Below are 12,528 nucleotides of genomic sequence, written 5' to 3'. Positions count from 1 at the left end.
TACGGGGGACGCCCCCAGGGCCCGGTTCACGTCCGGGCACGTACCATTGCGGCATGTCCTTCCTCCGCCGCCGCAGCGCCACGCCCGCCGGGCCCGACTTCGACGTTCTGGCCATGGACCCGGGTGACTGGCCGGGCAATCTCGGCGCGGGTCTGCTGCCCGCCCCCGACGGCAGCTGCCAGGGTGTCTTCCTGCGCTATGACCTGTTCGGCGGCCGCGGCCCCGCGATGATCATCGGCAATCTGCCCGAGGGGTCCCCGGCCCGCGAGGTCGCCGAGGACGAGATCCCCTTCGAGGTGGCCCAGCTGCTGCTGGCGCTGGAGAACGACGAGGAGGTCACCGTCACCGGGACCGAGGACATCCCGGTGATGCAGGGTGACGGTCTCCTCATCGTGCGCCGTCTCAAGCTCTCCGAGACCCGCATCTCCTGCGTGCAGTTCGACCGCGACGACAACGTCCTGGTGACCATCGCCGCCTGGGACCGCCCCATCACCGACGACCTGTACGCCCTGCTCAAGCCCCTGCCCCCAGAGCTGTTCCAGCAGGGCTGAGGCCCCGGCGCCGCGTTCAGACGGCCGGCTGCCACCCGAGCGCCGGGCCGAGCCCGGTGGCGATGTCGGTGAGGATCTGCACGTAGTCCTCGTGCCCGAAGGTGAACGGCAGCGCGAACGCGACCTCGTCGACCTCCTGGAACGCGGCGTGCGCGTACAGCCGTTCGGCGATCTCGTCGGAGGTGCCGACGAGGTCGGGCGCGAACATCATCCGGGCCGGGCCCTGCGGAGTCGCGGTACGAGGAGTGCGCTTGAGGGCGTACTCCTCGTACTTCTTGCGCTGTTCGGGTGAGGCGCTGTCGGTGGGGATGACGACGAGTCCCTGCGACACACGGGCGCGGTCGCCGTCGGGGTGGTGGGCGCGGAAGGTCCGGATGTGCGACCGTTGGATCTCGGCGAAGTCCTCGGACTCCTCCGCCTTGACGACACTGCTGGTCAGCAGGTTCATCCCGTGTTCGCCCGCCCATTGCGCGGAGCGCAGGCTGCCGCCGCCGTACCACATGCGTCGCCCCAGACCCGCGGCGTGCGGCTGGACACGGTCGGAGAACACCTCGAAGCCCTCGACGCCGCTGAAGTCGGTCGCCGGCTTGCCGCGCACGAAATCCAGCAGCCGTTCGACCCGCGCGTGGCTGAAGTCCTCGACGCCGCCGGTGTCGGGGTACAGAGCCTCCTTGACCTGGTCGTAGTGCATCGGCGGGCCGACGCTGACGCCCGGGTTGAGGCGGCCCCCGGACAGGATGTCGACCGTCGCCAGGTCCTCGGCCAGCCGCAGCGGGTTCTCCCAGCCCACCGGGATGACCGCCGTCCCCAGCTCGATCCGGCTGGTGCGCTGCGAGGCGGCGGCCAGGACCGCGACGGGGGAGGAGATCCCGTACTGCAGATGGCGGTGTCGCACCCACGCGCTGTCGAATCCCAGCCGCTCACCGAGCTCGATGATCTCCAGCGTCGACTCGTGGCCACGCCGCGGGTCGGCCTCGTCGAACAACCCGATGGTCAGGAAGCCCAGCTTCCGCAAGGGGTGTGAGGGCAGTGGCACGGGGCTCCTCCAACGTTCGCGATGATCTCTGTTGAACAGTCGAACGTCAGCGCCACGCCGACTATGCCCATGGTGGCAGGCGGTTTCCGCGCTCCCGCCCCGTGTTCGCGGAGTCCGCGGGGTGGCGCGGTTGCGACATGTCCCATCCGCGCCATCGGGAAGCGGTGACATCACGTCCGGCGGCGGCGGATTCTGTGCAGCACCCGCATGAAGATCTCCTCGCGCGCACAACCATGCATGGAAAGGTGCTGACCTGATGAGACGGATCCGCCTCGCGGCGGTGATATCGGCCGGCCTGGCGCTGACCGCCGGCGGCATGCCGACGGCGGCCGGTGCCGCTGGTGTGCCCAGTACGGCCGGGACGACCACGACGGCAACAGCGGCCACGGCTGCCTCGGCGGGAACCTCGCCCGGCGCCGGCGCCACCGTACGGCTGATCACGGGCGACCGTGTCACCGTCACGACGGACAGCGACGGCAAGCGGATCGCCGCCGTCGAGCCCGGCAGCGGCAGAAGCGGCATCCTGTTCCGGACCGTGGAACAGGACGGCGACCTCACGGTCATGCCCTCCGACGCCCAGGACCTGGTCTCCGCCGGGCGCCTGGACCGGCAGCTGTTCAACGTCAGCGCGCTCATCAAGCAGAAGTACGACGCGGCGCACACCGACACCCTCCCCCTGATCATCGGCCGACCGGACGGCGTCTCGGCCTCCGCGGTACGCAGGCTCACCACACTGACCGAGGACGACGCGCCCGCCCGGGGCCTGGACAGCATCGACGCACAGGCGGTCCGGATCTCCGACGACGACCTGGGCCGGTTCTGGAACCAACTCGCCCCCACCCCGAACACGGTGAGCGCCACGCGTGTGGCCGCCACGCCCAGGATCTGGCTGGACGGCCGGGTGGACGCCGCCCTCGACCGCAGCACCGCACAGATCAACGCCCCGGCGGTCTGGAAGGCCGGGTACGACGGCAGGTCCGTCAAGGTGGCGGTCCTCGACACCGGTGTCGACCAGACCCACCCGGACCTGGCCGGACGCATCAGCGAGGCGAAGGACTTCTCCGGCAGCTCCGGCACCGGTGACGTCTTCGGCCACGGCACCCACGTCGCCTCCACGGTGGGCGGGACCGGCGCCGCGTCCGGTGGCCTCCGCAAGGGGGTGGCCCCGGGCGCCGACCTGCTGATCGGCAAGGTCCTGGGTGACGACGGCTACGGAACCGAGTCGCAGGTCATCGACGGCATGGAGTGGGCCGCCTCCGAGGGCGCCAAGGTCGTCAACATGAGCCTGGGCTCGGACGAGGTGAGCGACGGCACCGACCCCATGAGCCTCGCCGTCGACGAACTCAGCAGCTCCAGCGGCGCCCTGTTCGTGGTGGCGGCCGGCAACAGCGGAGAGCAGGGCCAGGAAACCATCGGATCGCCCGGCGCCGCGGACGCCGCACTGACCGTGGGCGCGGTGGACCGGGACGACTCACTCGCCGCGTTCTCCAGCCGCGGTCCGCGCCACGGCGACCGCGCGGTCAAGCCCGACGTCACCGCGCCGGGCGTGGGCATCGTGGCGGCACGCGCCGCGGGCACCACCATGGGTGACCCGGTGGACCAGTACTACGTGGCGGCCTCCGGTACGTCGATGGCCACCCCGCATGTGACGGGCGCCGCCGCGCTGCTCGCCCAGGCGCATCCCACCTGGAGCGGACAGCAGCTCAAGGACGCGCTCATCAGCACGGCGCACACCGTCGAGGGACAGCAGGTGACCGAGGAGGGCGGCGGCCGCGTCGACGTGGCCGCAGCGGCTCTCGGACCGGTCACCGCCACCGGGAGTGTGGCCCTCGGGCCCTACGGGACCGGCGGCGACGACAGCGACCCGCGCACGGCCACCGTCCGCTACAGCAACACCTCGGACAAGGAAGTCACCCTCGCCCTCGCCGCGCACCTGGCGACCAGCGGCGGCCGGGACCTCGCGGCCGGTGCGCTGCGACTCGGCTCCGACACGGTGCGGATCACCGCCGGCGCCACGGTGGACGTGCCGCTGACGGTGGACCCCTCCCTGGCCGGCCGGGGCGACTACTACGGCTATGTCACCGCCGCGACGAGCGATGGCGCGGTCAAGGTCCACACCACGGTCAGCATCGTGGTGCACGGCCCCGTCCACAAGCTCACCGTCACCACCTACGACCACACCGGCAAGCGCGTCCAGGCGCTGCCCACCATCTGGGGCCCGGACGGATTCGTCGGCTACGTCAGCACCGAGCCGGCCGTCGCCGAAGTCGAGGAAGGGACCTACCAACTCGACTACTCCAGCCTGGACACGGCCGACGACGGACAGGAACTGCGCCAGGTCGTCCTGCCGGAGGTGAAGGTCACCAAGGACATGGCGGTCACCCTGGACGCCCGCAAGACCACCCGGGTCGACATCCGCACACCCCGGCCCGCCGAACAGCGCGGCATCCTCAACTACCAGACCTACCGACAGATCGACGGACACAGCCTCCTCCAGGGCACGATGTACTTCGACCTCGCCAAGCGGCTTTACGTCAGCCCCACCGCGGCCGTCACCGACGGCACCTTCGAGTTCGCCTCGCGCTGGCAGCTGGTCGCCCCGCTGATCGAGGCGAAAGTCTCGGGCGGTGGCCTCGCCCTCAACCCGTACTACATGCCGAGTTCACCACTGTTCGACGCCGGCGGCGCCACCTTGACCGCCGTGGACGCGGGCACGTTCGACAAGCCCGACTTCAGCAGGGCCCGCGGCAAACTCGCGATCGTCCGCAACGAACAGGGCACGAACGAAAGGGAGTTGGCCCGACAGGCGGCCGCCGCGGGCGCACGCGGACTGGTGATGACCCACTTCGCCGACATCGCCTGGACGCGCTGGAGCCCGGACGGCGAACGCAACGCCGTGCCGACCGTCCGCATCGGCAAGGCGGCGGGCGCCGCCCTGCTCGACCGGCTGAAGAAGCACCCGGCCACCACCGTCCGATTCACCGGAACGGCGAAGAGCCCGTACCTCTACGACGTCATGCAGACGTCCTCCCAGCAGATACCTCGGCACGTGGTGTACACGGTGTCCGAGCGCAACAGCGCGGTGCTGCGGACCACCTACGCCGACAACGGAGGAGCCCCCTGGGCCAGTGAGCAGCGGTTCGCCTGGCGCCCCTACCAGGACACCGCCTGGCTGCAGTACACCCGCTACGTGCCGACGGGCTTCGCCCGCACCGAGTACGTCAGCGCGAACGACACGACCTGGCAGCACCTGGTGCATCACACCACCACGTTCGACGTCGACATGCCGCTGGCCGTGGGCATGAAAGACAGGCCCCGCACCTACCGGGCAGGCCAGCAGCCGGCAGAGCGCTGGCAGGGGGCCGTGGTGCGCCCCTCGATCCCCAAGGGCACCGCGACGCCCTCCGTACGGACCGGAGACGTACTGGCCCTGCGCATCCCGGAGTTCACCGACTCCACGGCGGGCCACTGGTCACGGCTGCTCGCCGGTGGCGGCGGCGGGGTGGGCGGATTCGCCACGGCCGCCGACGCGCCGGGCGGTGACACGGCCGCCGCGGCGCTCTACCGCGACGGGGTGAAGGTCGCCGACGCCGACAGCGCCTGGACCGATTTCGAGGTGACCCCGGGCGCGGCCGACTACCGGCTGGACCTGACGACCTCGCGCGTGGACGACGAGTGGGCGTTCGGGACGCGTACCGACACCTCCTGGGGCTTCCGGTCCGCGACCACGGCCACGGCGACACCGCTGTCCCTGCTGCAACTCGACTACGACGTACCGGTCGACGCGCACAACGCGGTGGGAGCCGGGCGCACACACACCATCGGCCTGGCCGTCCGCGCCCAGGACGGGCAGTCCGCCCCGCGCGGAGTGTCGCTGCGGGTGGAGGTGTCCTACGACGGCGGCAGGCATTGGAGCGGTGCGGCCGTGAAGGACCGCGGGCACAACGCGTTCCGTGCCACCGTCACCCGGCCCTCCGGCCACGGCGACGCGTATGTGACCCTGCGTGTCACGGCGCGCGACCGGCTCGGCGACAGCGTCCGACAGACAGTGGAACGCGCCTACCTGCAACGGGGGTAGTCGCGACGGCGAACAGCGCACACGGCGGGTGCACGGCAGAGCGACGAGGCCGTGCACCCGCCGCCCGTCCACATACATGCAGTACGGTGTTCAACCAATGGACGGGGTGGAACCGAGGAGAACACCGTGACACTGGAAGCCGCCGGGGTCACCGATGCCGAGGAGTCCGCCTACCGGATTCTGGTGACGATGAGCAACGCCTCGGCGGGCGACTTCGCGATTCGATCGGACGTCACCACCGTGGAGGCTGAACAGACCCTCGAGGCGCTCACGGCCAAGGGACTGGCCAGCCACACCGACGGATCACCACGGCTCTACCGGGCCACACCACCCGACGTGGCCCTCATGCCCCGGCTCAAACGCAACGCCGACGCCCTCGACCAGGCTCGCGCCACGGCCACCTCCCTGCTGGACACCTACCGGGACACGATGCGCCGGCGCGACGCCGGTGAGCTCATCGAGGTGATCACCGGGGCGGACGCGCTGCGCCAGCACCTCCGCCGCATCCAGGCGGACACCCGCGACGAGATGCTGTGGTTCTGCAAGGCCCAGTACGTGGCCATGCCGTCGGGCAGCAACCAAGCGGAGTTCGAAGCCCTGGCCCGTGGCGTGCGTTATCGAGCCATCTACGAGAAGGCGTTCTTCGACGACGAGGGAGCCGTGGACAACGTTATCGAGGGCGTACGGGCCGGCGAAGTCGCCCGCGCGGTACCCCATCTGCCCCTGCGGCTCGCCGTGTCCGACCGCGCCATCGCCATCTGCCCCCTCGTGCCCGGTGGTCCTTACGGCAGCCCCGAGGAACCCACCACGGCCCTCGTGCGCGACAGCAGTCTCCTCGCCGCGCTCATCGCACTCTTCGAACGCTACTGGGACGACGCCGTCCCCTTGCGTGTCGACGACTTTGGAACGGTCAGCGGCACCGACGGGACGTCCGGCGCCGACTCTCTCTCCGGCACGGACCGACGGCTGCTCTCCCTGCTCGTCGCGGGCGTCACGGACAAGGCGATCGCCTCGCAAATGGGCCTGAGCAGGCGTACGGTCCAACGTCACATCCAGCAACTGATGACGTTCGCCGGGGCGGCCACCCGTATGCAACTGGCCTGGCAGGCCGCTCGCCGGGACTGGGTGTAGCGCGGACGGGCCCGGCGCCCGTCTCCCGGCCGTACGTGCCCGCCACCGATAGGAGTCCCCATGACCGACGGTTCACTCATCGTGGAAAGTCTGAAGGTCGGTACCCACCTGAAGGATCTGAGGATAGAGACCCGGGAGATCTATCGGTTCCGTCCGCAGAACGTCGGGGCCGGGCAGCCGGACGTCTGGACGGTCATCGAGTTCAGTGTGGCGGCGGCGCGCGCGGCGGAGGTCGCCGAGGCGATCTCGGAGGCATTGGACCAGCCCGGCTGGTACGCCGATCTGCGGTCCGCCGACGAGACGTTCGTGGTGTTCCCGGGGCAGGTCATGCGGTACGCGCGGGGTGACCGCGCGGCACGGGCCGAGGCCCGGGCGGTGGGCTGGACCTTCGGGGTCCCGGAACACCAGCTCGACTGGTCGGAGTAGCGACGGTACGGGAGCTGGGGGGCCGGGGCGGTGTCCGCGGCCCGGCCCCCCAGCCCCCGGCACCTATGCGCGCGAGCGCGTCACGTTCACGTCCGCCGCCCGGACGAACGCCACCCGGTGGCCGAACTGGATCTCGTAGTACATGTCCTTGCCGATCACCACCTTGTGCGGTGCCGTGTCGAAGGTCGGCGCGTAGAAGTACTCGCCCGGCACCTTGTCGCCGGCGGCGTACTTCTGGCCTGCCGGGATCTTGTACGGGAGCGGCGAGACGGCCTGGACGGGGACGCCCGCCGGGTATGCCGCAGACTCCGGATAGGCGCGCCCGTACACGGGGATCTCCGTGAGGCCCGCCTTGGGGGTCATGACCTGGCCCGAGGCGTTCACCGCCGTCGGCCGGCTCTGCGGGTTCTTGAACCAGGCCTTCTGGCCCAGGTACCAGATCGCCGTCCAGTCGCCGTCACGGTCCGCGACCGCGTACTGCTGTCCGGTGGAGACCCGGGAACCCACGTCGTTCACGTCGATCGTCGAGTCGTTGCCCTTGGGACGCAGCCCGATGTCCTTGATCAGGGGCGAGGTCTCGTCCGGCCGGGAGTAGAGCCGTACCTCGCTGGAGCCGTGCGCCGCGCACGCCTCGCCGCCGGTGACACAGCCCGTGTAGCGGGGCTGGTTCGTCGCGAAGTTCGGCAGCACGGTGACCAGGCCGCCACTCTTCTTCGTCGCAGGCTTGAAGGGGTGGCCGAGCAGGGTGAAGTAGTGCTGCCAGTCCCAGTACGGGCCCGGGTCCGTGTGCATGCCGGGGATGGCCGACGTGGTCGGACCGGGCACGTTGTCGTGGCCCAGGATGTGCTGGCGGTCCAGCGGAACGCGGTATTTGTCGGCGAGGTAGTTCACCAGCCGCGCCGAGGCGCGGTACATCTCCTCCGTGTACCAGGCGTCCGGCGAGGCGAGGAATCCCTCGTGTTCCAGGCCGATCGACTTGGCGTTGATGTACCAGTTGCCCGCGTGCCAGGCCACGTCCTTCGCCTTCACATGCTGGGCGATGTGGCCGTCGGTCGAGCGCAGGGTGTAGTTCCACGACACGTAGGCCGGGTCCTGGACCATCTTCAGGACGCCGTCCCAGGTGCCCTCCGTGTCATGGATGACGATGTACTTGATGCTCTGCGACGCGGGCCGGTCCCCGAGGTCGTGGTTCCCGTAGTCACTGCCGCCGAACTCGGTGTACGGGGCCGGGATCCACTCGCAGGACACGGACGTGGGGCACTCGGTGTTCGCGGCGGAGACGGTACGCAGCCCGGCCCGCCGCAGCGGCGCTGTGTCGGGGCTCAGTCCGGGCCGGGCGGTGAGCGCGACCTGCTGACCGGCGTCCGTGGTGCGCTCCTCGCCCCGGCGGATCACCTCGTAGACGTCATTGGCGTACGTCGCCGCGGTCGCGGTGTCGTCCGCGCCGGAGAAGCGCGCCACCGCGCCGTACCAGTCGGCCGCGTCGTCACTCAGCGGTTCGCCGAGGTCCTTCTGCGCGGCGGCGAGGAGCGCGGCCCCGCCCGCCACGTTCGCGGCGGCGTCGGTACGCAGCCGCTCTTCGGGCAGGCCTGTGAGCCGGGCCGCCTTCGGCAACGTCTTCAGTCGGTCGGGGAGTTGGGAGTTCCGCGGTACCTGGGTGGTGGGCAGCAGGGGCGGGCGAGAGCTGTCGCCACGGGCGTCCTCCGTACCGTTGCTGTGGTGCGGGGTCTTCGCGATGGCCGTCCGCGCGTCGGTGAGGTGCATGGGGCCGTAGCCGCCGCTGACGCTCGGCGCGCCCGCGTGCGCGTCCCAGCGGGACTGGAGGTAGGAGACGCCGAGCAGGACGCTCAGCGGCACGTGGTACTCGGCGGCAGCGCCGGCGAAGGCCTGCTGGAGCTCCGCGGAGGACGCCTGCGCGGTGCTGCTCGAGGGGGCCGCGCCGAGCAGCGGCAACAACAGCGCCGCCGAGGCGACGGCGCCCGCGGTGCGGCGCGCGCGTCTGTGCCCGGCAGTGGCCTCGGGGTCGATGAGAGATCCTCGCAATGCAGCCTCCTGGGACGGTCGAGCGCGTTGGGGCGTGCGGGGCCGATCGTGGGTCAGTGGTATCGGCTCTCCGACGATCCGTCAATCTTGCCCAGGAGCAGGCGATTTCCCTTGTGAAGACGGGACGAACGCGATTTCGTGGCGGCAGCGGGACGGCCTGCAAGGCGTCAGTGGAGTGGACCCCTGGCGCGAACGGGTGAAGATGCCCGGGGGAGTGATGCCCGCAGGGGACGAGCCGCTCGCCGTACATCGGTGCCGCACGGCAGGCCTCGCACGACGAAGGCCCGCGGCGCGCCGCCGTTCAGGCGCACCGCGGGCCTTCCTCCCCGTCAACGAGTGCCGACCGCCGCTCGAACGGCCCGACGGGCCATCTGGCAGTCGTCGTGCAGCCGCCGCAGCAGCAGCCGCTGTTCCTCGCCGGACGGCGCAGCACCCGGGTGGGCCGGTCCCGGTGCCGCCGGGGTCGAGTCGTGCATCGAACGCTGCACGGCGGTCTCGTACGTACGGATCTCCCGGGTCAGTACGAGCATCAGGTTCACCAGGAAGGCGTCACGCGCCGCGGGACCGGCGGACTGCGCGAGCTGACTGATCTGACGGCGCGCCACGGGAGCGTCACCGAGGACCGCCCACAGCGTCGCCAGGTCGTAGCCCGGCAGGTACCAGCCCGCGTGCTCCCAGTCCACCAGTACGGGACCGGCCGGTGAGAGCAGGATGTTCGACAGCAACGCGTCCCCGTGACAGAACTGGCCCATGCCCTGTCGGCCCGCCGAGTGCGCGATGCCGTGCACCAGCTTCTGCAGGTCGCCCATGTCCCGGTCCGTGAGCAGACCCAGCTCATGGAAACGGGAGATCCGCTCCGCGTAGTCCAGCGGGGCGTCGAACGTCCCCGCCGGCGGCCGCCACGCGTTCAGCCGACAGATCGCACCCAGTGCCGCACGGATGTCCGCGCGGGGCGGCGCCTCCGCCGGGTGTCGCTGCAGCGCGGCCACCCGCCCCGGCATCCGCTCGATCACGAGGGTGCAGTTGTCCGGGTCCGCCGCGATCAGCCGGGGCACCCGGACCGGCGGCCGATGTCGCACGAACGACCGGTATGCCGCTATTTCGTGCCTGATCCGCTCCGACCAGATCGGGGAGTGGTCCAGTAAACACTTGGCGACTGCCGTGCTGCGCCCCGTCGTGCCGACGAGGAGCACGGAGCGCCCGCTGCGGCGCAGTACCTGGACCGGAGTGAACTCCGGACAGATCCGGTGCACCGACGCGATGGCCGTGCGCAGCTGCGCGCCCTGGGGGCCGGACAAGTCGAGTCTCCCGCTGAGCGGTTGGGTGCCGAGCCCCGGAACGCGCCGCGTCCTGCCGGCGCCGAGCACGGGGGCCGCCGGTCGAGCGGGGTCGAGGTAGGGGCCACTGCCCGCCGCCGCCGGGCGGGGGTGAAGCGACCGGGGTGGAGCGGACACGGAGGACGATGCTGTGTACATGGGCGAAACAGATCCCTTCGTGTGCCTGCAAGTTGCTGCGCTACCCGCCCCGGCGGCCCTGGTGCACCCTGGGGAATGTTCCTCGGCTACCGGGTCGGGGTGGCGCATTCCTACCTGACACCGGATGCCCAGTGGCAGACCATCTGGCGCACCCTGGCGAACCCTGGCGAATAGTCGCTCAGCAACTGACAGAGGGTTACTGTCAACTCAGCCGAGAACCTGGGGGCTTGACGTGAACGGACAACCCAACACTCGTCTGTCGGATCTGTTCGGCCTGGCCGGCTGGTCCAAGGGCGAACTCGCGAGGCTGGTCAACAAGCAGGCGGCGGCCATGGGTCACCCTCAGCTGGCGACCGACACCTCACGGGTGCGGCGTTGGATCGACATGGGAGAGATCCCGCGCGATCCGGTTCCGCGAGTGCTGGCGGTTCTTTTCACCGAGCGTCTCGGCCGTGTCGTGACCATGGAGGACCTCGGTCTGGTGCGGCACGGGCGTGTGGGGAAACGGCCGGGCGGCGGGAATGTGGAACATCCCGACGGAGTGCCGTGGGCGCCCGAGCGAACCGCTGCGGTCCTCACCGAATTCACGGGAATGGACCTCATGCTCAACCGACGCGGCTTGGTGGGCGCGGGCGCCGCGCTCGCCGCGGGATCCGCACTCAACAGTGCCATGCACGACTGGCTCCACACCGATCCGGCCCTCGCGGCCGACGCCCCTGTAGTCGACAATCCCCTGCACGCCGACCCCGCTGGGTTCGACCGTTACGAGGCCGCCCCCATCGGGTCGCAGGAGATCGAGGAACTGGAGCGCTCGGTCGAGGTGTTCCGGGCCTGGGACGCGGCCCGCGGCGGCGGGTTGCAACGCAAGGCCGTGGTGGGCCAGCTCAACGAAGTGGGAGGCATGCTCTCCTACCGACACCCCGACCATCTGCAGCGGCGCCTGTGGGGCGTCGCCGCCAATCTCGCCGTCCTCGCGGGCTGGATGTCGCACGACGTCGGCCTGGAGCCCACGGCCCAGAAGTACTTCGTCATCGCCGCGCACGCGGCCAGAGAAGGCGGCGACCGGCCGCGCGCCGGGGAGGCGCTCTCCCGCGCCGCCCGTCAGATGGTGCACCTGGGCCGGCCCGACGACGCCCTGGACCTGATGAAGCTCGCCAAGTCGGGCTCGGGCTCCGAGACGCTGCCGCGCACCCGGGCCATGCTCTACACCATCGAGGCCTGGGCTCAGGCGTCGATGGGCAAGGGCCAGGCCATGCGGCGCACCCTGGGGGAGGCGGAGGACCTCTTCGTCTCCGACAAGGGTGATGTGCCACCGCCGAGCTGGATGCAGATGTTCGACGAGGCGGACATGCACGGCATGCAGGCCCTGGCCTACCGGACGCTCGCGGAGCACGACCCGGCCGCCGCGACCATGGCACAGCGCCACGCCAAGGAGGCGCTGCACCTGCGGGAGAACGGACGGCAGCGGTCACAGATCTTCGACTGGCTGTCGCTGGCCTCGGCGTGCTTCATCGCGGACGATCCCGAGCAGGCGGACCGCTATGCCCGGCTGGCCCTGGTGTCGATGGGGGCGAACTCCTCCCACCGCACCTGGGACCGACTGCGCGAGATGTACCGGCTCACCGCCGAGTACTCCGGCTACCCGAAGATCCACGAACTGCGTGAGGAGATCCAACTCGCCCTCCCCAAGAGCTCGCTCAGGCCGAAGCGCGGGGGCACGACCACACAGGCATGAGTACTCCTGCCTGTGTGCGCAGAACTTCTGCCCGTGTGCACAGAAGGGGTTCC

General features: G+C 70.6%; 8 protein-coding genes. 5 read left to right on the top strand and 3 right to left on the bottom strand.

What is annotated here, in order from left to right; all coding sequences use genetic code 11:
* Nucleotides 1–53 precede the first annotated feature (53 nt).
* A complete protein-coding gene (locus OG819_RS39045) occupies nucleotides 54–551 on the top strand; it encodes a hypothetical protein (RefSeq protein WP_060898022.1) in 498 nt (165 codons plus the stop codon).
* Between the two features lie 16 nt (nucleotides 552–567).
* Here the strand turns inward: OG819_RS39045 and OG819_RS39040 are convergent, their stop codons facing one another.
* Entirely contained in the window at nucleotides 568–1,587 is a 1,020-nt protein-coding gene (locus OG819_RS39040; protein ID WP_266632850.1) for an LLM class flavin-dependent oxidoreductase, read from the bottom strand.
* A 256-nt stretch (nucleotides 1,588–1,843) separates the two neighbouring features.
* Here OG819_RS39040 and OG819_RS39035 point away from each other — a divergent pair, with 256 nt between their 5' ends.
* The 3 genes from OG819_RS39035 to OG819_RS39025 all read left to right on the top strand — a co-directional run bounded on the left by OG819_RS39035 (nucleotide 1,844) and on the right by OG819_RS39025 (nucleotide 7,222).
* The gene (locus tag OG819_RS39035; RefSeq protein WP_266653840.1) at nucleotides 1,844–5,665 is read left to right on the top strand and encodes a S8 family peptidase; all 3,822 of its coding nucleotides are present in this window, start codon (nucleotides 1,844–1,846) and stop codon (nucleotides 5,663–5,665) included.
* 126 nt (nucleotides 5,666–5,791) lie between these two features.
* Nucleotides 5,792–6,796, top strand: coding sequence for a LuxR family transcriptional regulator (locus tag OG819_RS39030; protein ID WP_266632854.1), 1,005 nt, complete (start codon nucleotides 5,792–5,794; stop codon nucleotides 6,794–6,796).
* Between the two features lie 60 nt (nucleotides 6,797–6,856).
* Nucleotides 6,857–7,222, top strand: a complete 366-nt coding sequence (locus OG819_RS39025) for a hypothetical protein (RefSeq protein WP_266632856.1) — start codon at nucleotides 6,857–6,859, stop codon at nucleotides 7,220–7,222.
* A 63-nt stretch (nucleotides 7,223–7,285) separates the two neighbouring features.
* Here OG819_RS39025 and OG819_RS39020 read toward each other — a convergent pair whose 3' ends face one another.
* Nucleotides 7,286–9,265 carry an N-acetylmuramoyl-L-alanine amidase gene (locus tag OG819_RS39020; RefSeq protein ID WP_266653838.1) on the bottom strand — a complete coding sequence of 660 codons (1,980 nt, stop codon included), beginning with the start codon at nucleotides 9,263–9,265 and terminating at the stop codon, nucleotides 7,286–7,288.
* Between the two features lie 329 nt (nucleotides 9,266–9,594).
* Nucleotides 9,595–10,740 carry an aminoglycoside phosphotransferase family protein gene (locus OG819_RS39015; protein WP_266589084.1) on the bottom strand — a complete coding sequence of 382 codons (1,146 nt, stop codon included), beginning with the start codon at nucleotides 10,738–10,740 and terminating at the stop codon, nucleotides 9,595–9,597.
* A 232-nt stretch (nucleotides 10,741–10,972) separates the two neighbouring features.
* Between OG819_RS39015 and OG819_RS39010 the strand changes: the two genes are divergently transcribed.
* Nucleotides 10,973–12,475, top strand: a complete 1,503-nt coding sequence (locus OG819_RS39010; protein ID WP_266653836.1) for a hypothetical protein — start codon at nucleotides 10,973–10,975, stop codon at nucleotides 12,473–12,475.
* Nucleotides 12,476–12,528: the final 53 nt, after the last annotated feature.

It is taken from the genome of Streptomyces sp. NBC_01549, assembly GCF_026339955.1.
In the GTDB taxonomy this organism is placed as follows: domain Bacteria; phylum Actinomycetota; class Actinomycetes; order Streptomycetales; family Streptomycetaceae; genus Streptomyces.
This window is presented reverse-complemented; position numbering and strand designations above follow the sequence as displayed.

Coding starts and splice junctions, on each gene's coding strand:
- OG819_RS39035 (WP_266653840.1), top strand. CDS start 1,844: ATGAGACGGATCCGCCTCGCGGCGGTGATATCGGCCGGCCTGGCGCTG.
- OG819_RS39015 (WP_266589084.1), bottom strand. CDS start 10,740: ATGTACACAGCATCGTCCTCCGTGTCCGCTCCACCCCGGTCGCTTCAC.
- OG819_RS39045 (WP_060898022.1), top strand. CDS start 54: ATGTCCTTCCTCCGCCGCCGCAGCGCCACGCCCGCCGGGCCCGACTTC.
- OG819_RS39025 (WP_266632856.1), top strand. CDS start 6,857: ATGACCGACGGTTCACTCATCGTGGAAAGTCTGAAGGTCGGTACCCAC.